This window comes from Alcanivorax sp. (genome assembly GCF_017794965.1).
GTDB lineage: Bacteria > Pseudomonadota > Gammaproteobacteria > Pseudomonadales > Alcanivoracaceae > Alcanivorax.
This window is the reverse complement of the sequence record NZ_CP051240.1, coordinates 3,354,900-3,376,729: the sequence shown is the minus strand read 5'-3', so window position 1 is coordinate 3,376,729 and position 21,830 is coordinate 3,354,900. Positions and strand designations below refer to the sequence as shown.

16 protein-coding genes are annotated in these 21,830 nt (G+C 59.2%); 14 read left to right on the top strand and 2 right to left on the bottom strand.

Annotated features, from left to right (window positions below; translation table 11 throughout):
- Nucleotides 1-184 precede the first annotated feature (184 nt).
- From HF945_RS14725 to HF945_RS14700, 6 genes are all read left to right on the top strand, one after another.
- Entirely contained in the window at nucleotides 185-2,983 is a 2,799-nt protein-coding gene (locus HF945_RS14725; RefSeq protein ID WP_290523321.1) for a monovalent cation/H+ antiporter subunit A, read from the top strand.
- Entirely contained in the window at nucleotides 2,983-3,327 is a 345-nt protein-coding gene (locus HF945_RS14720; RefSeq protein ID WP_290523320.1) for a Na+/H+ antiporter subunit C, read from the top strand. The genes HF945_RS14725 and HF945_RS14720 overlap by 1 nt, the downstream gene beginning before the upstream one ends.
- Nucleotides 3,324-4,802, top strand: coding sequence for a monovalent cation/H+ antiporter subunit D (locus tag HF945_RS14715; RefSeq protein WP_290523319.1), 1,479 nt, complete (start codon nucleotides 3,324-3,326; stop codon nucleotides 4,800-4,802). The genes HF945_RS14720 and HF945_RS14715 overlap by 4 nt, the downstream gene beginning before the upstream one ends.
- The gene (locus tag HF945_RS14710; RefSeq protein ID WP_290523318.1) at nucleotides 4,799-5,296 is read left to right on the top strand and encodes a Na+/H+ antiporter subunit E; all 498 of its coding nucleotides are present in this window, start codon (nucleotides 4,799-4,801) and stop codon (nucleotides 5,294-5,296) included. The genes HF945_RS14715 and HF945_RS14710 overlap by 4 nt, the downstream gene beginning before the upstream one ends.
- Entirely contained in the window at nucleotides 5,290-5,559 is a 270-nt protein-coding gene (locus HF945_RS14705) for a K+/H+ antiporter subunit F (RefSeq protein ID WP_290523317.1), read from the top strand. The genes HF945_RS14710 and HF945_RS14705 overlap by 7 nt, the downstream gene beginning before the upstream one ends.
- A 172-nt stretch (nucleotides 5,560-5,731) precedes the next feature.
- On the top strand, nucleotides 5,732-6,064 hold the full coding sequence (locus HF945_RS14700) for a Na+/H+ antiporter subunit G (RefSeq protein ID WP_290523316.1): 333 nt from the start codon (nucleotides 5,732-5,734) through the stop codon (nucleotides 6,062-6,064).
- Nucleotides 6,065-7,623: 1,559 nt separating this feature from the next.
- Here HF945_RS14700 and yihA read toward each other — a convergent pair.
- The gene (gene yihA, locus HF945_RS14695) at nucleotides 7,624-8,274 is read right to left on the bottom strand and encodes a ribosome biogenesis GTP-binding protein YihA/YsxC (RefSeq protein WP_290523315.1); all 651 of its coding nucleotides are present in this window, start codon (nucleotides 8,272-8,274) and stop codon (nucleotides 7,624-7,626) included.
- Between the two features lie 174 nt (nucleotides 8,275-8,448).
- On the opposite strand from yihA, the gene HF945_RS14690 reads away from it, so the two are divergent.
- The 6 genes from HF945_RS14690 to HF945_RS14665 all read left to right on the top strand — a co-directional run bounded on the left by HF945_RS14690 (nucleotide 8,449) and on the right by HF945_RS14665 (nucleotide 12,965).
- Complete coding sequence (locus HF945_RS14690; RefSeq protein WP_290523314.1) at nucleotides 8,449-8,745, top strand: c-type cytochrome; 297 nt, start codon at nucleotides 8,449-8,451, stop codon at nucleotides 8,743-8,745.
- A gap of 22 nt (nucleotides 8,746-8,767) precedes the next feature.
- Entirely contained in the window at nucleotides 8,768-9,418 is a 651-nt protein-coding gene (locus HF945_RS14685) for a cytochrome c4 (RefSeq protein WP_290523313.1), read from the top strand.
- Between the two features lie 834 nt (nucleotides 9,419-10,252).
- Nucleotides 10,253-10,888 (top strand): thiol:disulfide interchange protein DsbA/DsbL, encoded by a 636-nt coding sequence (locus HF945_RS14680; protein ID WP_290523312.1) that lies wholly within the window; start codon nucleotides 10,253-10,255, stop codon nucleotides 10,886-10,888.
- Nucleotides 10,889-10,891: 3 nt separating this feature from the next.
- Nucleotides 10,892-11,794, top strand: a complete 903-nt coding sequence (locus HF945_RS14675) for an endonuclease/exonuclease/phosphatase family protein (RefSeq protein ID WP_290523311.1) — start codon at nucleotides 10,892-10,894, stop codon at nucleotides 11,792-11,794.
- Between the two features lie 40 nt (nucleotides 11,795-11,834).
- Entirely contained in the window at nucleotides 11,835-12,209 is a 375-nt protein-coding gene (locus HF945_RS14670; RefSeq protein WP_290523310.1) for a gamma-glutamylcyclotransferase, read from the top strand.
- A gap of 222 nt (nucleotides 12,210-12,431) precedes the next feature.
- A complete protein-coding gene (locus HF945_RS14665; RefSeq protein WP_290523309.1) occupies nucleotides 12,432-12,965 on the top strand; it encodes an NUDIX domain-containing protein in 534 nt (177 codons plus the stop codon).
- On the opposite strand, the gene HF945_RS14660 is transcribed toward HF945_RS14665, so the two are convergent.
- Nucleotides 12,904-14,103, bottom strand: a complete 1,200-nt coding sequence (locus tag HF945_RS14660) for a helix-turn-helix transcriptional regulator (RefSeq protein WP_290523308.1) — start codon at nucleotides 14,101-14,103, stop codon at nucleotides 12,904-12,906. The two genes, HF945_RS14665 and HF945_RS14660, sit on opposite strands and share 62 nt — an antisense overlap.
- A gap of 116 nt (nucleotides 14,104-14,219) precedes the next feature.
- Between HF945_RS14660 and HF945_RS14655 the strand changes: the two genes are divergently transcribed.
- Together HF945_RS14655 and HF945_RS14650 are read left to right on the top strand one after the other, a co-directional pair.
- Nucleotides 14,220-14,981 carry an alpha/beta hydrolase gene (locus tag HF945_RS14655; RefSeq protein WP_290523307.1) on the top strand — a complete coding sequence of 254 codons (762 nt, stop codon included), beginning with the start codon at nucleotides 14,220-14,222 and terminating at the stop codon, nucleotides 14,979-14,981.
- A gap of 431 nt (nucleotides 14,982-15,412) precedes the next feature.
- Complete coding sequence (locus HF945_RS14650; protein WP_290523306.1) at nucleotides 15,413-21,670, top strand: hypothetical protein; 6,258 nt, start codon at nucleotides 15,413-15,415, stop codon at nucleotides 21,668-21,670.
- The last annotated feature ends 160 nt before the right edge of the window (nucleotides 21,671-21,830 follow it).

Sequence of the window (21,830 nt, the reverse complement as noted above, 5' to 3'; positions counted from 1 at the left end):
CTGGTCCAGCCTTGTTGCATCACCCTGTCCCAGTGCCCGCGCCGGGGGCGGCGTCCGTATTTTCCTGATCCGCCGTTGTCATTGTTTTTCTAGTCTTCTGCAATCAAGCTATCGGGCGGGTTGCCGCCTGTTTAAACGAAGAATCCGCTTCCGGGAAGTGGGATTCATGACAACGGATTGATCTATGAACCTTGCCTTTGTGGTGATGCTCCCGTTTCTGGGGGCGTGCCTGCCACCGCTGGTGGAAAGGGTGTCGTCCAATCGCACCCTGATGGCGTGTGCGGCGGCGTTGCTGCCGGCCACGGCGCTGGCGCTGCTGGTGAGCCCGGCCATGCAGGTGTTTGCCGGGGAAACCCTGCACAGCACCCTGCGCTGGATTCCCTCGCTGGACCTGTCGCTGGCCTTCCGCCTGGATGGCCTGGCACTGCTGTTTGCCCTGCTGGTGCTGGGCATCGGCCTGCTGGTGATTCTCTACGCCCGCTATTACCTCTCCGCCAAGGAGAAAGCCGGGCGCTTCTATGCCTATCTGTTGCTCTTCATGGGCGCCATGCTCGGGGTGGTCACCAGTGACAACCTGCTGCTGTTGGTGGTGTTCTGGGAGCTCACCAGCCTCAGTTCCTTCCTGCTGATCGGCTTCTGGGGTCACCAGACCGGGGCGCGCAAGGGCGCGCGCATGGCCATGACCGTGACCGGTATGGGCGGCCTGGCCCTGCTGGCCGGTGTGCTGCTGATGGGCAATGTGGTGGGGTCCTTCAGCCTGCAGACGGTACTGGAAAGCGGGGATGTGATCCGCGCCAGCAGCTGGTACCCGGTGATCCTGTGTCTGGTGCTGCTGGGCGTGTTCACCAAGAGCGCCCAGTTCCCGTTCCATTTCTGGCTCCCCCACGCCATGGCCGCACCCACGCCGGTGAGTGCCTACCTGCACTCTGCCACCATGGTGAAGGCGGGGGTGTTCCTGCTGGCGCGGCTATACCCGGCCCTGGCCGGCACCGATCTGTGGTTCATGCTGGTGTCCCTGGCCGGGATGATGACGCTGTTGTGGGCGGCCTTTGTGGCCCTGTTCCAGCATGACCTGAAGGGCCTGCTGGCCTATTCCACCATCAGCCACCTGGGGCTGATTACCCTGTTGTTCGGTTTGAACAGCGAGATGGCCGCGGTGGCGGCGGTGTTCCATATCATCAACCACGCCACCTTCAAGGCCAGTCTGTTCATGGCGGCGGGGATTATCGATCACGAAACCGGCACCCGGGACATGCGCCGTATCAACGGCCTGTGGAAATACATGCCCTATACCGCGGTGCTGGCCATGGTGGCCTCGGCGGCCATGGCCGGGGTGCCGTTGTTGAACGGCTTCCTGTCCAAGGAGATGTTCTTTGCCGAGACCCTGGGCTCCCATCAGCTGGGGGCACTGAGCTGGATCCTGCCGGTGGGCGCCACCCTGGGCGGGGTGTTCTCGGTGGCCTATTCGGCGCGCTTTATTCATGACGTGTTCTTCAATGGCGAGCCGGTGAACCTGCCCAAGTATCCGCCCCATGAACCGCCGCGTTACATGAAGGTGCCGGTGGAAATTCTGGTGGCCCTGTGTGTGGCGGTGGGGGTGTTCCCGGCGATCACCGTGGCGGGTCTGCTGGCGGTGGCGGCGACGGCCACCCTGGGCGGTACCCTGCCGGACTATCACCTGGCGGTGTGGCACGGGTTTAATCTGCCGCTGCTGATGAGCTTTATTGCCACCGCCGGTGGTGTGCTGATCTATACCCAGCGCCGTCGCCTGTTTGATCTGTGGACCCGGGTCCCCCAGCTGGATGCCAAGCTGGTGTTCGAAGGCCGTATCCAGCAACTCAACCGCTGGGCCGCGGCGATCACCGGGCGTTTCCAGAACGGCTCCCTGCAGAGTTATGTGGCCTGGCTGATTGCCCTGGTGGCGGTGATCCTGCTGACCCAGCTGGTGCGTTTGCCGGCGCTGGACCTCAGCCAGTACAAACTGCCCATGGACGGGGTGGCGATCCTGTGTACCTTCATGCTGGTGGCGGCTGCCCTGCTGACCACACTGCTGCACCGCCACCGGATGACCTCCATCATGTCGTTGAGTGTGGTGGGGCTGATGGTGTCGCTGTTGTTCGTGCGCTTTTCGGCACCGGATCTGGCGCTGACCCAGCTGTCGGTAGAAGTGGTGACCATCTTGCTGCTGATGCTGGCCATGTATTTCCTGCCGGTGCGAACCCGGGCGGAATCCTCCTCGATCCGGGTGATCCGGGATGTGGCGCTGGCGCTGATCTGTGGTGTGGGCGTGGCGATAATGGCGTTCCTGGTGATGACCGGTGAGAACAGCACCATCAGCCAGTTCTTCCTGGACAACAGCAAGCCCGGCGGCGGGGGCACCAATGTGGTCAATGTGATCCTGGTGGATTTCCGTGGCTTCGATACCTTCGGTGAAATCATCGTGCTGGGCGTGGCGGCCATGGGCATCTATGCCCTGCTCAAGGATCTGGAACTGCGCTCCGCACGCTACGATTCGCTGGGACGGCCCTGGGCCAAGGACGCCCATCCGCTGGTGCTGGTGACCATTTCCCGCCCCCTGCTGCCGCTGGCGCTGCTGATCGCGGTGTACATCTTCCTGCGGGGCCACAACCTGCCGGGGGGTGGCTTTGTGGCGGGCCTGATCACCTCGGTGGCACTGGTGCTGCAGTATGTGGCGTCCGGGGTGGCCTGGGTGCACAGCCGCATGCCGGGGGATTACCACCCGGTGGTGGCGTTGGGTGTGCTGCTGGCCGGGCTCACCGGCATTGGCAGCTGGGCATTTGATTATCCCTTCCTGACCAGCAGCTTCACCTACGTTTACTGGCCGGTGGTGGGCAAGTTCGAGTTGGCCACGGCCATGCTGTTTGATATCGGGGTGTTCCTCACGGTAGTGGGCGCGACGCTGTTGATGCTGGCCAATCTGGGCAAGCTGTCGTTGCTGGATGACAAGAGGGAGGAGGCCTGATGGAACTGCTGGTCGCAATCATTATTGGTGTGCTGGTGTCCACCGGGGTGTATCTGTGCCTGCGCGCGCGGACCTTCCCGGTGGTCATGGGCCTGACCCTGCTCAGCTATGGAGTGAATGTGTTCCTGTTCTCCATGGGCGGGCTGAAAATCAACGAAGTGGCGGTGGTGGGCATGAGTGACAATCCCACCGATCCGCTACCCCAGGCGCTGGTGCTCACCGCCATCGTGATCGGTTTTGCCATGACCGCCTTCCTGGTGGTGCTGGCCCTGCGCAGTCAGGGGGAGCACTACACCGACCATGTGGATGGCAGTGACGGTGCGGATGCAGGAGGCAAGCAATGAGCCACTGGATTATCGCGCCTATTCTGATTCCGGCGCTGGCCGGGCTGCTATTGTTGCTGGAAGTGCGCGAGCGGCACCGCCTGCGGCGGCTGACGGGGCTGCTGTCCTGCGCCGTCTTGCTGGCGGTGTCGGTGGTGCTGGTGGGGCAGGCCTGGGATGGCACCTACACGGTGTACAAGCTGGGTAACTGGGAGGCGCCGTTTGGCATCGTGCTGGTGCTGGACCGCTTCAGTGCCCTGATGGTGCTGCTCACTGCGGTGCTGGCCTTCCCGGCGCTGCTGTATGCCAGCTGCGGCGATGACCGCAAGGGCGCCAATTTCCACGCGCTGTTCCAGTTTCAGCTGATGGGCGTCAACGGGGCCTTTCTCACCGGTGACCTGTTCAACCTGTTCGTGTTCTTCGAAGTGCTGTTGATCGCCTCCTACGGGCTGGCGTTGCACGGGCGGGGCCCCGAGCGGGTGAAGGCAGGGCTGCATTATGTGGTGCTGAACCTGGTGGGGTCCGGCCTGTTCCTGATTGCCCTCGGCTTGATCTATGGCACCACCGGCACTCTGAACATGGCGGATGTGGCCACCAAGGCCCAGGTCTTGCCGTTGGGCGATACCACCCTGTTTTCCGTGGCCCTGCTGTTGCTGTGGGTAGTGTTCGGGCTCAAGGCGGCGCTGTTTCCGTTGTATTTCTGGTTGCCGGCCACCTATGCCAGTGCTACCCCGGCCGTGGCGGCCCTGTTTGCCATCATGACCAAGGTGGGGATCTACGCCATGGTGCGCGTGATGTCCCTGATTCTGGCGCCGATTCCGGCCATCGGCCAGCAGGGCCTGTGGTGGATGGGGCTGATTACCCTGTTGCTGGCCTGTGTGGGCGTGCTGGGCGCCCGGCGCCTGGGAACGGCGGTGGCTTACCTGGTGGTGATGTCGGTGGGCACGCTGATCGCTGCGTTCTCCGCGGGTTATGGGGCGGCACTGGCTCCGGCCCTGTACTACATGGTGCATTCCACCCTGATCTGCGGGGCGCTGTTCCTGCTGGCGGGGCTGATTGCCCGTGGTCGCGGTGATGTGGGCGACGAACTGGTGGCGGGGCCGGCTATCCTGGGTGGCGGGCGCCTGTCGTTGCTGTTCTTCGTGGCGGCCATTGCGGTGGTGGGTTTGCCGCCGCTGTCCGGTTTTGTGGGCAAGGTGGGGCTTATGCAAGCTGTACCGGAGCCGCTCTACTGGGCGTTGTTGCTGTTTGCCGGTCTGTGCGGCCTGATCGCCATGAGCCGTGCCGGTTCCACCCTGTTCTGGCGCACCACCGGTGAAAGTGCCGGCCTGCGTCCGTCCCGCCGCCGCCTGCTGGCTGTGTTGTGGCTGCTGGTCATCAGTCCGGTGATGGTGGTGTGGGGTGAATCGGGTCTGCAGTGGGCGGATGCGGTGGCCGATCAGCTGAAAATGCCCACAGCCTATGTGGATGCGGTACTGGGGGAGGACGCGCAATGAGCCGATTCATGAATCATGTGCTGCCGTTTCCCAGCCTGAGCCTGGTTCTGTGGCTGGCCTGGTTGCTGCTTAATGGTTTTACGGCCGGTCATGCCCTGTTGGGGGCGGTGCTGGCGGTGGTGCTGCCGCTCACCACCAAGCCGTTCTGGCCCAATGTCCCCCGGGTTCGTAATTTGCCGCGCATGTTCGGTTTTGTGGTGGTGGTGCTCTACGACATTGTGGTGGCCAATGTGTCGGTGGCCATAAAAGTGCTGGGGCCTTTGAAATCATTGCGGCCGGGGTTTGTGGAGTTCCCGCTGGAGCTGGATGACGATTTCGCCATCGCGTTGCTGGCCAGCACCATCTCGCTGACGCCGGGCACGGTGTCGGCGGATGTGAGCCCGGACCGTACCACCCTGCTGATTCACGGCCTGGATGTGGATGATCCCGCTGCCCTGGTGGCGGAGATCAAGCAGCGTTACGAGCGCCCGTTAAAGGAGATCTTCGAATGCTGAATACGGCATTATCGATAGCCATGGGCCTGTTCGTGTTGGCCTGGGTGTTGAACCTGGGCCGGCTGATTTTCGGCCCCAGTCTGCCCGACAGGGTGCTGGCACTGGATACCATGTACATCAACAGCATTGCCCTGATCGTGCTGTATGGCATCCAGCAGAGCAGCAAAATGTACTTTGAAGCGGCCATGCTGATTGCCTTGATCGGGTTTGTCAGCACGGTGGCCGTGGCCAAGTACGTCACCCGTGGGGATATTATTGAATGACGCATCATGCAACACGCTGCACGCAACAACGCGAGAGAGGTTATGTGTGCTGATGTGTTGGGTGTTTCGCGCTGGGCCGCTATGCGGTGTCGGCGCGAGTGATGGGTCGGATGGATTGGCAGGCGGTGGCCGCGTTGTTGCGTGATGCGTGTTGCCTGCAAGCGAGGTGTTAATGGATTCTCTGATTGAATGGGCGGTGTCGATTTTTGTGATTATTGGAGGCGTGTTCGCGCTGGTGGGCTCCATCGGCCTGGCGCGGCTGCCGGATTTCTATACCCGACTACATGGCCCCACCAAGGCCACCACCCTGGGGGTGGGCGGCGCTATCCTGGCGTCACTGATCTACTTCTCCTGGCAGGAGCATGCCTTGCAGCTGCATGAGGTGTTGATCACCCTGTTCCTGTTTATCACCGCGCCGGTCTCCGCGCACATGCTGGCCAAGGCGGCCATGCACCGCGACCTCAAGCGCATGAAGGAAACCCGCGGCGAACCGTGGAAGCAGTAAGAGACGCGGCACGCATCACGCTTCATGCAGCACGCGGGTGCCGGCTGTGGTGGTGGAGCGGTGTTCGAGCGGGATTGCTGCCGTAAAGGCAGCGGATTTCGCGGTGGAACCACCGCTCCCACGGCCTTGCTACAGGGCCGCTGTAGGAACGTAGCGCAGCGGAGTAACGCACGGAGTGCGGCCCCGAAGGGGTGAGCGAAGCGAATAACTTGCCTGCAGGCGATCCGAGCCTAAGCGAGGTAAGGATTCCAGAAACGCGTTTCGAGTACTGAGTGTCGAAGATCAAAGCCAAGGATCAGATTCGTCCTCGGGATCAAGCCGCTGTGGGAGCTTGCCTGCAAGCGATTGATCTTTGATCGCGGCGTTGAGGTAGCCGTCTGGCAGGGTGTTTGGCGCGTTGTTGCGTGAGGCGTGCAGCGTGTTGCGTGCCTAAATGTAAAATGTGCGGCGGGCTGGAACTTCTGGAAAAACGCTGCGGTCATAAGAAATAGCTACGGATTGGCACCCCCCGATCCCCCAGTACCCTCAGCCGGTTCGTAGCTTATTTGGACTCCCTGATCTCTTCCCCCGAGATTAGGGCGGCAAGCCTCCCTGGCAGCACAGTCGTTCCCTTCCCCCAAGATTGCTGCCAGGGATTTTTTTTGCCTGCTGACAGGGTCAGCAAGCAAAAGGCTAGAGGCGGAGTGACCTGTTTTATTTCCTGATCAATCTCCTGACGCTAGTTAAGCAATCGTTGTGCCACTTTTTCTTGTCCGAACTAACTGCTTGTGAATCAACAAGCTAGACCCTGTAGCTAGGGATGGCATCTGTTTGCCTTGCCCAAACAGGGGGCGTGAGTGCCATTTCGCGCCGGTTTTGTGACGCAGATCGGCAGGTTGGCAAAAAAACGTAAAAAAATACTTTGGGGGGGATGGAACTTTTATCGAAAGAAGGCATCTTATTTACAGCGACGGGCCGGAACCCCCGATCCCCCAGTACCCTCACCGGTTCGTCGTGATATAGCCCCGGGCCTCTTCCCCCAAAGAGCCGGGGCGGCAAGCCTCCCTGGCAGCACAGTCGTTCCCTTCCCCCAAGGTTGCTGCCAGGGATTTTTTTTGCCTGGATTTTATGCCGGACGCCGGACGCCGGACGCCTGACGCTTAAACCCAAACCCCAAACCCCAAACCCCAAACCCCAAACCCCAAACCGATACTACGACCTGGCTAGAACCCGCTGTAGGAACGTAGCGAAGCGGAGTAACGCACGGAGTGCGGCCCCGAAGGGGTGAGCGCAGCGAATAACCTGCCTGCAAGCGATCCGAGCGACAGCGAGGTAATGAGTTTCGAGTTACGAGACGCGAGTTTCGAAAGGCCAAGATTAAAACCCCACACCTGACCACCGGTTTTAGATTTTCGAAACTCGGTACTCGAAACTCGCTTCTGGAATCCGTGCCTCGCTTAGGCTCGGATCGCTCAGGCAAGCTGAGCTCCTACGCGGGGTATAGCGAGGGTTTTACCGATGCAAAAAGGCATCAGGCATCAGGCATCAGGCATCAGGCATCAGGCATCAGGCATCAGGCATCAGGCATCAGGCCCATCAGGCATCTCAGCCCCAAACCCGTCCACCTCTAGCCATTCCCCCAGCTTGTTCCAGGCGTCTTCGCAGCCGGTGCCGTTGGTGGCGGAGAACAGTTGCAGGCTGAGGGGGGCGGGGTGGTTCTTGAGTTGGCTTTTGACCTTGAGCAGGGTGCTTTTGGCCGCGCCGAACTTCAGCTTGTCGGCCTTGGTCATGAGGATATGGATGGGCATGTTGGCCTGGGCGGACCAGTTGAGCATCAGCTGGTCGAATTCCTTGAGCGGATGGCGGATATCCATCATCAGTACCAGCCCGATCAGGGCCTGGCGTTCGGCCAGGTAGTGATCCAGATGCTGCTGCCACTCGTTGCGCTTGGTTTTGGCCACCTTGGCGTAGCCGTAGCCGGGCAGATCCACCAGGCGGCGTTGCTCATCCAGCTCGAAGAAGTTGATCAGCTGGGTGCGGCCCGGGGTCTTGGAGGTGCGGGCCAGGGTGCGCTGGCTGGTGAGTCGGTTGATGGCGCTGGATTTGCCAGCGTTGGAGCGGCCGGCAAAGGCCACTTCACGGCCCTCATCCGGGGGGCACTGGTCCAGCCGCTGGGCACTTTGCAGGAAGTGCGCCTGGTGCAGCAGGGTTTCCACGGGGTGCTGAGCCATGATCGGGAGCCTCTGTAACCTTACTATTCACATGGAATATGACGGCGCGTGTTAGTCTGGTATATAATCGCGGCCGCCGGTCCCACTGGGGGACCGCGGACGTTCTACAAGGGTTTGCCATGAAAGGCAAACGACTTCGCCAGCGGTGACGCCAGCTTAGCAGAGGTAGCGCTTATGAAGGGTATGGTTGCAGGTATTGCATTGGCTTTGGTGATGGGCTCTGCCGCCCACGCAGCTACAGTTGAGGAACGTTACAACGCCAGTTGTACTTTCTGTCATTCCAACGGTGCTGCCGGTGCGCCAAAATCCCATGATGAAGCTGCCTGGAAGCCGCGCATGGAAAAAGGCATGGACACCATGGTGAAGCATGTCCGGGAAGGGTTTAATGCCATGCCGCCGAAAGGCATGTGCAACGACTGTAGCGACGACGAATACCGTGCTCTGATCGAGTACATGGCAAATAGCAAATAAGACGCTGTACAAAGGATAGGTCATGAAGTTTGTAAAACTGTTCGTGCTGATGGCGGTTGCCGCCGTCGCCACCCCGGCCATGGCTGCCGGTGACGCAGAAGCCGGTGAAGCCAAGGCCGCTCCCTGTGCTGCCTGTCACGGTCAGGCCGGTAATGCCGCCATCCCCACCTACCCGAAACTGGCGGGCCAGGGTGAAGAGTATCTGGTCAAGCAGCTGCAGGACTTCAAGTCCGGCGCGCGCAACAACGCCATCATGGCTGGCCAGGTAGCCAACATGAGCGAGCAGGACATGCAGGACATCGCGGCCTACTACGCCAAGCAAACCGCGGAAGCCGGTCAGGCCAACCCGGACCTGGTGGCCCAGGGTGAGCGTCTGTACCGTGGCGGCGACATGGCCAACAACATTCCCGCCTGCTCCGGTTGTCACGGTCCTGCCGGTCAGGGCATGGACGCTGCCATGTACCCGCATCTGGCAGGTCAGAACGCCCAGTACACCGAAGACCAGCTGAAAGCCTTCCGTGCCGCTGGCCGTAATGACCTCGGCGATGCCGTGATCAAGCGGACCAACGACGGCTCTGCCGAAGAGCCGGGCATGATGCAGACCATCGCTGCTGAAATGAGCGATACCCAGATCAAGGCTGTGGCCAGCTTCATTTCCGGGCTGTCCAACTAAGCCTGCGGGTTCCGGTTTGTAGAAAAGGCAGCCTTCGGGCTGCCTTTTTTTTGGTTCATAGCGAATTTGAGGGTATGGCTCGCAGCACGACCCATGCCGTAGGAGCGTCGGTTATTCGCTCCGCTCACCCCTGCGGGCCCACCGCGGCGTTCCGGGAAAGCCCCGCCTTTCCGTAGGAGCCTGCCTGCAGGCGATCCGAGCCTAAGCGAGGTAAGGATTCCAGAAGCGCATCTCGACGCTCGTTTCTTCCCTCTCGCTGTCGCTCCGATCGCCTGCAGGCAGGTTTCGCTTCGCTGACCCTTCGGACCGCATTGCGTGCGTTACTCCGCCGCGCTACGTTCCTGCGGCGGGGTTGAGAGATCACTGAGACCACGAGGGCTCCCATTGTTTTAACTCAGTGATCTCGGCGCCCTCTGTGGTCAAACTCGCTTTGCTGGTTCTGTGGGAAGTTCAGCTTGCTGGACGAATGCGGCTGTAGACCAGGGCATGCTGCCAGAACCTTCGTTCAGCAAGCTGAATCTCCCACCAGACAGGGGTTTCACCCAGGGCGAAGGAACGCCCGACAAGGCGGCCCCGCAGGGGTGAGCGGAGCGAATAACCGACGCTCCTGGAGGAAGGCCCAGGTAGCAGCACCTTCCCGCAATTGCACGATGAACTTCTTGTCGGGCTCCAGGTGGGGCAGGCATCCCTGGGTGTGTGCCGGTCTGGCTTTCACGGAAATGCGTCCTTCACCTTTTTATTGCTATCATGAAAAGATAATGTCCCTGACCGGGAGAAAAACGCGTTGCCGGTGGTCACATCTGCCGGACACTAACAAAAAGGAGAGGACTCCACATGCTTCGCTTCGTTACGGCCTTGCTGCTGACCCTGGGAATGGCCACTACGGCCCATGCCGAGGAAGAACATTCCCGCTTTGCGCTGGATACCCACTACAAGATTCTGGATGTCCAGGGTTCCGTGAATGACCCCAGCAAGGTGGAGGTCCGTGAGTTCTTTTCCTATGGCTGCCCGCACTGCTATTCCCTGGAGCCGGCGGTAGACAACTGGCTGGAAGACAAGCCGGAGTACATCGACTATGTGCGCACTCCGGTGCTGTTCCTGCGTAACGCCGAGCCGCTGGCCCGTGCCTATTACGTGGAAGAGGCGCTGGGCAAGGTGGACGAAATCCACGCACCCCTGTTTGATGCTATCCACAAGCACCGTGAGCCCCTCTACAGCGAGCCTGCCCTGACCAACTTCTTCCGCAAGTATGGCGTGGAACCGGAGCAGTTCAGCAAGCTGTACAGCTCTTTCGGCGTGTCGACCAAGATTCGTCAGGCCGATGCCCTGAGCCGGGACTACAAGATCCCCGGGGTCCCCAACTTCGTGGTGAACGGCAAGTACCTGATCCTGCGCTCCAACCTGAAGAGCAATCAGGAGCTGTTCGAAGTGATCGAGTACCTGGCTCAAAAGGAAAAGAACGACGGTTAAGCCATGCTGCTGAACAAGGCACGCACTGCCTATCGTGACTGGAAAGCCCGCCCTGCGGGCTTTTCCTTCGCTCGGGAGGGGGTCAGAAAAACCCGCCAGACCCGTGAAGTGGTGTTACCGGAAAATACCCTGAAGCTGATCAGCTTCAATATCCAGGCCGGGATCGGTACGCAGAAATTCGGCGATTACATCACCGGCAGCTGGAAACATCTGGTTGCCCACCCCCGCAGTGTGGAAAACATCGAACAGATCGCCCAGGTGATCAGCCATTTCGATGTGGTGGGCTTGCAGGAAGTGGACGGCGGCAGCCTGCGTTCACGCAATATGAACCAGCTGGTCCGGTTGGCGTCCCTGGGCGACTTTGCCTTCTGGCATCAACAGCTCAACCGTAATCTGGGCCGCCTTGGCCAGTTCAGTAACGGCTTTCTCAGCCGCCTCCAACCCTTTGAAGTTACGGACCACCGCCTTCCGGGCCTGCCCGGGCGCGGCGCCATCGTGATCAAGTACGGCCACCCGATCCAGCCGCTGGTGGTGGTGGTGGCGCACCTGGCACTGGGAGAAAAGGTGCGTAATACCCAGCTCGCTTACCTGTATCGGTTGCTGCGTGAGTACAAGTATGTGGTGATGATGGGGGATTTCAATTGCCGGCTGGAACACCTGGATGCCTCGCCGCTGTCGGAGCTGGGGCTGGACACGGTAATGGCCGATAACCTGAATACCTACCCCAGCTGGGCGCCGGACCGACATATTGATCACATCCTGCTGTCCCCAGGCCTGACCAGCCAGCACACCCGCGTGCTGGAAGACTGCAAACTGTCCGACCACCTGCCGCTGGCCACCGAAATCATCGTGCCGGACGATGTGATTTCGGCGACCATGGAGCACAGGCTGCCACTAATCAGTTAACAGTGAATAGTTAACAGTGAACAGTTGCGCGGTCGCGCATGTGATTTTTCTGCAAGGCCCGTGGCCGCGCACCACTGCTTGGGCGAGTGTCGGCGCCCTGAAACAGGGTTACAGCAATCACCATTACCTGCGCCGGGCACGGTTTGTGGGGAAGACGTTGTCGCCGCCAGATTTTCAGCTGTTTGACCTGGGTGATTACCCCGGCGCCTGGATGCCGGGTGCGCAATCTCTTCAAGGTGAGGTGTATGAGGTGGATGCGCTGACCTTGGCCTCGCTGGATCACCTGGAAGAAGTGCCTCGGGTGTACCGCCGCGAGAAGTTGCAGACAGAGTACGGTCACGCTTTTGTCTATGTGCTGCAGCGGATGCCCCGCGGTGCGCGCCGATGCAATACCGGGAGCTGGAGGGGCAGTTAACAGTGAACAGTTGCTCGGTCGCGCATGGGGTTATCTCGAAGATCTTGGGCCGCGCACCAGGTTTATGTGCGAGTGCCGGCGCCGGAAAAAACGGTGTGTTCTCCGCTGTTCACTATTCACTATTCACTGTTAACTGTTCACTCTCCCAGAGCGCTCGATTAAAACCTAAAGCCCCGGGAAAAATGCCATGACAGCGTCATCCGCAAACGCCAATCTACCCTCATGACCACCAACCGCCGCCTCATCGCAACGCTGCTTCTCCTGCCCACCATGACCCTGGCGGACTGCCCCCGCGTGCCCGGCGAGGAGGACGACCGTCGTGCCAACGCCGGCTGTCTGATCGTTCAGGATGACAAGGTATTGCTGCTCAACCATCGCTGGGGTGGCAAGCTGGGGGTGCCGGGGGGCACGCTGGAAGAGGGCGAGTTGGCGCAGTGCACGGCCTGGCGGGAGACTGCTGAAGAGTCGGGCATGGCCGTGACGGTAGGCCGGCGGTTGGCGGTGATGAGCAACGGTTTTCATCTTTACCGCTGCCATCTCCTGCAGCCAGTGGAGGCCGGGGCGGCGGTGGATGTGCCCCGCTCGGCGATGACGGAAGTCTCGGCCATTGGCTGGTATCCGTTATCCTCGCTGAGCAAGGACCGCTGGCGTTTTGAATACCAGTTTGAACAGTTTCTGCAGGTGGCGGGTGACGCTATGCAGAGCGAGACAGCACCAGATCCGGGTTCCGCCAGTGACGTACTGCCGGCGAAGTGAGTACTTCCTTGGCCAGTTCGCTTTGGCGTGTGGTGCCGGTCTTGGTGAACACGCTTTTCAGCTGGGTGCGCACGGTATGCACCGATAGCTGGTAGGTGTTGGCCACCTGTTGCGGGCCCAGGCCGCGACTGATGCCCGCGGCCACTCGGGATTCGGCTTCGGACAGTCCGTACAGCTGCATCAGGCAGTTGAGATCAATATAGACCTCGGCGCGAGGATCCTGGAAATAGACAATGGCCAGCGGCTGGCGGCTGTCAGTGTAATGCTGCGACAGCGGGTTGCCGCGCAGCGGGCTCACCAGGCAGCGCACCCCTTCAGTCACTGTCCGTGGCAGCATGATGACGCCACCGGCCCCGGCGCGGGGATCGTTGTCAGGGCGGGTGACTTGCTCCAGCAGGCATAACAGATCGGCCTGCAGGCGCGGGTCTTGCAGGGTCAGGGTCTGGTTGAACGTGTGGGTGCATGGGAGCTCGTCGAGCAGCGCTGCTGCTTCGCCGGAAAGGTGCACAATCCTGCCGTGGCGATCCACCAGGGCAAAGGGCTGCGCCTGAATCTCCAGGGTCTGTTCCAGCGCCATGCGGGTATGGTCGAGCGCACTGACCTGGCTCTGCAGACGCAACGCGCGCCGCACATGCATCACCAGTTCGTTGATGCGGTTGGTCTCTTCCCGTTGATAGTGGCCCTGTCCACGGGTGCGCTGGATCAGCAGCTGCACCGTCTGGTGGTCATCCTGCCAGACCGTACCGCAAACCCCATGGTGAATATCCTGTTTTGAGGCCCAATCGTTATAGAATTCGGTCTGGTAGAACTGCTTCTGCGGACAGGAAAAATCCAGGTAGCTGGAATACAGTTGGCCCGGTGCCTTGTCTTTCAGTTCGGGGCGCCACGGGCAGGTATTCACAAAGTGGGACACATAGGCCTGGTGGTCGGCGTCGTCGATATTCTGTTTGATGCTGGATTTCACCGACTGGGCGGCGCGATCCATGACCAGCATACGGGCAGAGCGGGAGCCGGTCGCCTCGATCAGCTGATCGAGAAACCTGGGCCAGGCATCCGGATTGCACGGCGCGTCATACAGCGTGTCCAGCAGTGACTCGTGTGCTTTCCCCTGCAATCCCTTACATGCAGAAGCAGTCATGATTATATTGTCGTTCCCCTCAGTGCCTCTTAAGGTACCGGGTTGGCGACAAAATTAGAAGTGCATCACACTTTCCCGGATGGGTGGCAAAGTGTCAAAACAGAGGATGGCATCACATGGTGGAGTTGAAGTGGACCTTGGCGGATGGCCAGAACCTGCCGGTAACGGAAAGTGGCGACGGCGCGCAAACGGTGGTGCTGGTGCATGGCTGGACCTGCAGGCGCAGCCATTGGCAGCCGCTGCTGGATAGCCCGCCTGAGGGTGTTCGGCTGCTGGCAGTGGATCTGCCGGGGCATGGTGAGGCGCGGAACGTGACCCCGGCCGCCTGGACGGTGGCCGCATTGGCGGACTGCCTGGCCGACGCATTACAGGACGAGGACAACCCCATTGTAGTGGGCCACTCCATGGGCGGTGCCGTGGCACTGGAGCTGGCCCGACGCAAGCCGGTAAGGGGCGTGGTACTGGTGGATACCTTTGTGATTCCCTATGGGGATCTGGATGAAGAGGGTGCCAAGGGGGTTGAGGCAGGGTTCTATGAAGACTTTCCTGCGGCCATCGACAACCTGGTAGCCAATAATGCGGGGCCGGACTTGCCCGCAGACCAGAAGATCGCGCTGGGCAAGGACATGGCGTCAGCCCCTGCTGAAGCCATGCTGCCGCTCTGGTCCGACCTGCTGCGCTGGTCCCCGGAGGCGGCGTTCAACGAGCTCCACTGTCCTGTCCATGCCATCAATGGTGATCTGATCGGTGATGCCGCGAGAGCTCGCTGTGAAGGCCATGTCACCGAATGGCTGCAACCCGGCACCTGGCACTTTCCGCAAATGGAGCAGCCTGCAGTGTTTGCCACTCTGTTGGCCCGGGTGCTCAAGCAACTCTGATCGACCGCACCTGAATGCCCTTGTGCCGGCGTAGCCCGGCACGTCCCTTCCTTCCTGACGCGCTCAGGCGCCTTATCCTCAGCCATTGATCCTGCTTTTGCCTCCCGTTGTCGCCGGGAAAAGGCGCCGTTGCCCTGTGCTCGCCCTTTTAATCACTCCGAATTGGCATTGAATTAAATTCATTAACTTTTGGCTAACAACTTTTGTAACGGCATACCTCAAATGGGTGATGCGGGATGGTTTGTGCATCCCATAGATTTAGGGCTCGGAAAAAGACTCTTCGCAGATTTGAGGGACAGTGGCTGAAGCGGCCCGTTAATTCGCGATAAGACTTTGCAGCCCTCATCCCTTAAATGGGGGATGAGGGCTGCAAAGGCTGGCGGGTATTCTGCAACTGACAAGTAGTGAACAAACAAAACTGGGGAATCAATATGTTGGGATCCAAAGCGAAGCTGCCGCTCGCCATTGCGCTGTCTACTGCGCTACTGGCGGCTTGTGGCGGCGGTGGTGGCTCTAGTTCTGGTGGTGGAGCTTCGTCGGGCGGGGGAACGCCTCCGACTGGCTCCGGCACCAGCGTCAAAGGGGTTGCGGTGAAGGGGCCGCTGGTGAATGCCACGGTGAAAGCCTATGCGCTGGACTATTCAGCGGCGGATCTGATTGGCGCCGCCGCACCGGTGGGTACTGGCACTACCAATGCCCAGGCGCAAATCACTGGCCTGAGTCTGGATCCCGCGGGGGCTCCCTATATCGTGGTGGTGGAAGCGGATGATGACACGGTGGATCTGACCACAGGCGTTGAACCGGTGATCACCATCATGAAAACCGTGATTACTGCCGACATGCTCAATGGCGGTACCCCGGTGGTGGCCACACCGCTGACCTCGCTGGCCACCGAAGTGGCGGCCAGCAAGGGCGCCACCCCGGAAACCCTGCAGCAGAATCTCAGCGACGCCCAGAATACTGTGAAGTCCACGCTGGGCTTTGGCCTCAATGAGTCGGTGGACATTTTTACCGCTACGCCGGTACTGAACGACGACACCGATACCCCGGAAAAACAGGCCCAGGTGGCGGCCTACCGTCTGGCGGTAGAGGCGGTTTCTGCGGTGCTGAACAATGCGGCCGCCGACTCCTCTGAGGAAGGCGACTCTGCTACCGATGTGTTGTCTTCCATGGCGCTGGACCTCAGTGATGGCGTGATTGACGGCAAGAAGGGTGAGGACGATCTGCCGGAACTTGCGGGTGTTGATGTGGATGCGGTGCCGGTTGCCAATCTGATTATTCCCGGCACCTCCACACCGGTGGGTAATATTACCCAGGTGCTCGACAGCGAAGCGCAAAGCCTCGGTACCTCGGTAACCGTGGACCAGTCCGTGACGGTGGAGCCCGAAGAAGTGGTCACCGTTGCCGATACCGATTTTGATGGCGTCAAAGACGATGTTGATAACTGTATCAACACCAAGAATGGCGCCAATGAAGATGACCAGTTGGACGCCAACGACAATGGTGTGGGCGCGGCCTGTGAGGCAGCTCCTCAGATCGTTGCGGTTAGCGGCAGTGGGCCAGAGGACGGTGGTGTTATCACTATCGATCTTGGCGGCTCTGACGCCCAGGGCGATACCCTGACCTATACCGTAGACGGTCAGGTACTGCCTGCAGGGCAATCCTATTATGAGTTCACTCCGGATCTAAATTCCTCAGGTCAGGTGGTGCTGGATTACAGTGTAAGCGATGGCGAGAAAAGTTCTCCCGTGAGCATTATTACCATTGATGTGACGCCGGTGAACGATGACCCAGCTGGTACCCTCACCATCGTAGGCACAGGCAATGAGAACGAAGAACTGAGCCTCGATAAGCAGCTTAGTGATGTCGATGGCACGCTCTCTTACGAAGCGTATCAGTGGTATGTCGGCACTGAGGAAAATCGTACTACGATTGATGGCGCTACCGGGGAAACCTTTACTCCGCAACAGGCCCATGTGGGGCAACAGATCAGTGCGGGCGTGGTTGTCAGTGATGGCGTGTTTGACCCCGTGGAAGTCTTTTCCAACCTAACTGCCGCTATTCCGAACACCTATAACAACCCTACCGGCGGTTCCGCGGAGATCTTGGGTGTCCCGGAAGAAGGTGAAACCTTGACCGCCAGCAATAATCTGGTGGACCCGGATGGCACGGTGACCATCACCGGCTACCAGTGGCTGGCGGATGGCCAGACCATTGACGGTGCCACCCAGTCGTCCCTGCTGCTTGGCCAGGCCCAGGTAGAAAAGGCAATCAGTGTGGTGCTGACCTACACCGATGGCACCTTCGCCGATCAGACTGTCACCACCGCAGCCACCCTGCCAGTTGCCAACGTGGACAATGGGAGTGAGGGTTCTGTCACTATCACGGGTACCGTGGAAGAAGATCAGACCCTGCAGGCGGTGCCTGAGTTTACCGATGAAGATGGGCTGGAGAACGTCGAGTATCTCTACCAGTGGTTTGCCGATGGCCAGCTGCTGGATGGGGAAACCAGTGACCAGCTGCTCCTCGACGATAGCCATGTCGACAAAGCCATTACCGTGCAGGTGACATTCAGCGACGATCTCGGTGGTTCGGGTGGTGATACCTCCGAGCCAACCATTGCCGTTGAGAACGTAAACGACCCGCTTCAGGGCTCCGTGATCATTACCGGACAGGCCATGGACACCCAGGAGCTGTCGGTTGCCAACTTCCTCTCCGGTCTGAGTGATGACGACGGCTTGCCGGGCACGCCTCCGGCGGAAACTACCTACCAGTGGAAGCGCGATAGTAGCGATATCGGTGGTGCCAATGCGGCCACCTATACCCTGGTAACGGCGGACGTGGGCGCGCTCATCACCGTGGAGATCACCTTCCCGGATAGCCGCGACTCCACCGAAACCGTAACCTCTGAGCCAACTGCACCGGTAGCTCAGTTCAACAACCTGCCCACTGGCTCCGTGACCATTACCGGTGATACCCAGAACCAGACCTGGACCGCGAGCAATGACCTGGCTGACGCCGATGGTCCCGATCCGCTGGTGATCAGCTACCAGTGGTATGCCGATGGCGGCGCGATTGATGACGAGAGCAGTTCTACCTTTACCCCGGGTCAGGAATACGTTGGAGCGTCCATCTTTGTCCGCGCCAGCTACACCGATGGCGACGACAATCTCACCGAAGTGGATTCCGAGACGGTGGTGGTGCTCGATGCGGATGACCCCTATACCGGTGGCGTGACCATCACCGGTGACAACACCGAAGATCAGGTGCTTACGGCGACCAATGACCTGTCTGATCCGGATGGTGAAATTGTCATTGTGGGCTACCAGTGGAAAGCCGCTGGCGCAGATATTGTCGGGGCCACCACGGACAGTCTGGTGCTCACCCAGTCAGAAGTGGGCCAGAACATCACCGTGGAGGTGACCTTCAACGATGGCGTGTTTGGCAACCAGGTGTTGCTGTCCTCTGACACTACCCCGGTAAACAATGTCAACGATCTGCCGGAGGGCGAGGTCACCATCAGTGGTGAGCCTGCACCGGGCAATACCCTCTCAGCAAACAACACTCTTTCCGATGAAGACGGTATGGGCTCGGTGACGTATGAGTGGTTTGTGAATGCAGTCAGCGCCGGCTTCGGTCCGACCTATGACGTTCAGCAGGCAGATGTGGGCTTGGATGTCTATGTGAATGCCAGCTACACGGATGCCCAGGAAACACCCGAAAGCGTGGATTCTGCTGCCGTGACCATTGAAGCGTCCGCACAGGCTGCCGCCTTCGATCCTGCCAGCTTCTCGGGCCAGACGGTCTACGATGTCTATGTAGAAGATGGCGATGACAGTGAATGTGCGGGCACAACCACCTTTGTGCGCATGGCATTCGATGCTGGCGGTACCTTCGAGGGGACCTCTGCCTGTAACGATGAAAGCATTTCCGGTAACTGGGTTTTTGAACAGGACAACCAGGTGCTGGTACTGACTTCTCCCGACTTTGATCAGCCAAACTATGTGACTGCCGATGCCGAAGTGGTGGATGGCAAGCAGCAGAGCTGCTGGATTGATGATGAGGATATCCTTGATTCTGCAACTGCGCTGGACATCTGCCGCAATGGTGAGGGTAGTCAGTTCTACTCCTTGGCTGACTGGATCGGTTACGATGCGTTCTACTTCAATCTGGCCGATGTACACGCCGATACTTTCGATACCAAGCGTTTCTCCCACACCTGGCTGGCAGGTCGTACCCTGTACGATGTCTGGTACGGCAATGTCAACGATGCTAATTGCGAGTGGATTACCAATAGCGACCGTGGCTTGAGTGAGCTGGTGTTCTCTGCAGATGGCTTGACCGTGGACGTTACCGGTATTGCCGGCGATCAGTGTGAGGAGCTCGGGATTGCCCTTGCGATCAATGCTGACGGCCAGCTGGGTGACAGCGTGTCTGGCGCCGGCATCAACTTCCTCGGTAACACCGAGCAGTATCTGGAAGTGGTATTCCGTAACGAAGATGGTTCCCCGGATAACGTGGATCGCTTCTACCACACCCTGAGCGAAGCACAGGCGGCATGGAATGCGCTGCCAGTAGCCGAAACTCCGGGTGCCACGTATACCCAGAACTTCCAGGGCCCTCAGCTTCTCAAGGCGCCGGTTTATAACGTGTATAGCGATGCAGGTGACTGGATCATCGAGAAGATTCAGGTGATCGGTGCCGGTACCGTCGAGCTGAGCGAGCGGACATCTGATGAGCCCTCGTTTGCTGATAGCTACTACATGCCGGAAGTGCTGGCGTTCTCCATGACGCAGAGCTCCTTGACGTTTGGTGCCGATGTGATCACCTGGCATATCGCTAGCGACCCCAATATCGGGGCCGGTCATATGGCTGCTCTGGGGAATGGCTTCGAGGTGTGTTGGGACAGCTGTGATGACGTGGAAACCTTCTTCTTTAATGAAGAGGCCGCACAGCAGTTTGCCGACAGCATGCAGCTGGCAAATGAAGGTAATCCTCTGATCGGCAGCTGGCTGATCGATGAGGGCGCTGGTCAGCGCAACATCCTGACCTTTATCGATAACACTCACTACGTGGTGTTCCACGAGGGTGACAACACCGATCAGACGGCCGGCTCTGCCGAGTACGGCACCTATAGCTGGGATCAGGAGACCGGTGCCTTTACCGCCAGCATGATCGAAGAGTCTGACGGAGAAGGTGGTCTGGATGGTGCCTCGTTCAATCTGCAGGTGAACGGTGATGCCTTTACCACTGATGATGGCTTCGGTGCTGATCGTATTGTCGATGAGGCGCTGCCCCTGGTGGGCTCCTGGGTTCTCGGCGAAGGCGATGACCTGAATATCCTCACCTTCCTGTCCTCCACTGAGTACGCCATCGTGCATACTCAGAATCAGGAGTGTTATGGCGATACCTGTTCACCTCAGGCGCTGTCCGGTGAGTTTGGCTTCTATAGTTGGGATGGCTATAACTTCGAGGCTACCTCGGTATCGGTAGATACCAATGGTGCGGGCGGTCTGTTCAATGCAGATGATTCAGCGGATCAGCAGGGTGAAGCGATAGAGATCGACGGGACTGTGCTCACCTTTACCGACGCGGATGAAGGGAGCTACCTCTTCAACCGGGTCGGTTCACAGTCACAATCTCTGGTCTGTGGTTATGAATCTGGCTGGGACGACATGAATGACCAGCCGCTGGTGTTCAACTCACTGGATGATTACAGCAACGTGATTGCCGACTGTGACCTGCAGAATGGCCCGTTGCCGTCGTTCTCTGCTGCCGACCTGGCGGATAAAACCTTCTATGACGGTGAAGGGGAAATGACCTTCAGCCTGAATGGTGACAGCGCCACAGGCCTGGATTACGGTGATGACGAGATCAAGGGCACAGGGGACGATGAAGCATTCTTCGTCACTGTTTCGGATTTCGGGACCAATCAGGTCATGCTGGAATACTCACTTACCGAAGGTGGCATGGTAGAAGGCTACGACGTGCTGACCCTGCTGTACTCCGACGGTAACGAATACCAGTTCAAGGTGTTCTATGAGGATTACTACTGGCTGGAGTCTGATCAGGACTATATGGATACCACCATGCAGGACGGTGAAATCTGGAACTGGACCTGGTCCGAGACCGATCCGGATGGTCAGGCGCTGGGTTGTTATTATGATTCCGGCTGGGATGACATCAACGAAAAGCCGGAAACTTTCAACTCCGTGACGGATTACTATGAGGTGCGTGCGTCCTGTGAGCAGATCCACGATAGTAACGCACTGAGTGTGGCAATGCTGGCCAATACTACCTTCTATGAAGAAGGGAATGAGGCCATGCTGACCTTTGATGGTGCCGGTAATGCAACCGTTGTTGAGCCCGGTGATAATGGTGTCTTTGACGACGGCACAGGAGATGATGAAGTGTTCCAGGTGACCTTCACTGACTTCGACACCAATGTGATCAAGCTGACCTTCGTTGATGGGCAGGAAGTCATTTCCGAGCTATGGAGTCTGGTGTATTACAGTGCAGATGAACTCGGTGACGGGAAAGACTTCTGGGAATTCCGGTTGTACTCAGAGGATTCTGCCTGGGAAGAGTCTGATGGTGTCGTGTCCATTGGCGATGAAGCCAAGGAAGGCGAGATCTGGAGCGATGTATGGAGCACCTCCAGTGATTTCAACTGGGCGGCAATCCAGTAGGTCTTAATGAACGTGTGTTGATCTCTGTATTCGAGAGGCCCCGCAGATGCGGGGCTTTTTTTATCGCAGAACTACGTAAGGCAGGATCGGAGCTGGATTGCCGAAGGCGGTTTTCGATCATGATGTGGGAGCGTGGCGTAGCGAAGTAACGCACGGAGTG

Bases quoted from the DNA above. Each gene is read 5' to 3' on its own strand.
- HF945_RS14725 (WP_290523321.1), top strand. From the start codon at position 185: ATGAACCTTGCCTTTGTGGTGATGCTCCCGTTTCTGGGGGCGTGCCTG.
- HF945_RS14720 (WP_290523320.1), top strand. From the start codon at position 2,983: ATGGAACTGCTGGTCGCAATCATTATTGGTGTGCTGGTGTCCACCGGG.
- HF945_RS14715 (WP_290523319.1), top strand. From the start codon at position 3,324: ATGAGCCACTGGATTATCGCGCCTATTCTGATTCCGGCGCTGGCCGGG.
- HF945_RS14710 (WP_290523318.1), top strand. From the start codon at position 4,799: ATGAGCCGATTCATGAATCATGTGCTGCCGTTTCCCAGCCTGAGCCTG.
- HF945_RS14705 (WP_290523317.1), top strand. From the start codon at position 5,290: ATGCTGAATACGGCATTATCGATAGCCATGGGCCTGTTCGTGTTGGCC.
- HF945_RS14700 (WP_290523316.1), top strand. From the start codon at position 5,732: ATGGATTCTCTGATTGAATGGGCGGTGTCGATTTTTGTGATTATTGGA.
- yihA (WP_290523315.1), bottom strand. From the start codon at position 8,274: ATGGCTCAGCACCCCGTGGAAACCCTGCTGCACCAGGCGCACTTCCTG.
- HF945_RS14690 (WP_290523314.1), top strand. From the start codon at position 8,449: ATGAAGGGTATGGTTGCAGGTATTGCATTGGCTTTGGTGATGGGCTCT.
- HF945_RS14685 (WP_290523313.1), top strand. From the start codon at position 8,768: ATGAAGTTTGTAAAACTGTTCGTGCTGATGGCGGTTGCCGCCGTCGCC.
- HF945_RS14680 (WP_290523312.1), top strand. From the start codon at position 10,253: ATGCTTCGCTTCGTTACGGCCTTGCTGCTGACCCTGGGAATGGCCACT.
- HF945_RS14675 (WP_290523311.1), top strand. From the start codon at position 10,892: ATGCTGCTGAACAAGGCACGCACTGCCTATCGTGACTGGAAAGCCCGC.
- HF945_RS14665 (WP_290523309.1), top strand. From the start codon at position 12,432: ATGACCACCAACCGCCGCCTCATCGCAACGCTGCTTCTCCTGCCCACC.
- HF945_RS14660 (WP_290523308.1), bottom strand. From the start codon at position 14,103: ATGACTGCTTCTGCATGTAAGGGATTGCAGGGGAAAGCACACGAGTCA.
- HF945_RS14655 (WP_290523307.1), top strand. From the start codon at position 14,220: ATGGTGGAGTTGAAGTGGACCTTGGCGGATGGCCAGAACCTGCCGGTA.
- HF945_RS14650 (WP_290523306.1), top strand. From the start codon at position 15,413: ATGTTGGGATCCAAAGCGAAGCTGCCGCTCGCCATTGCGCTGTCTACT.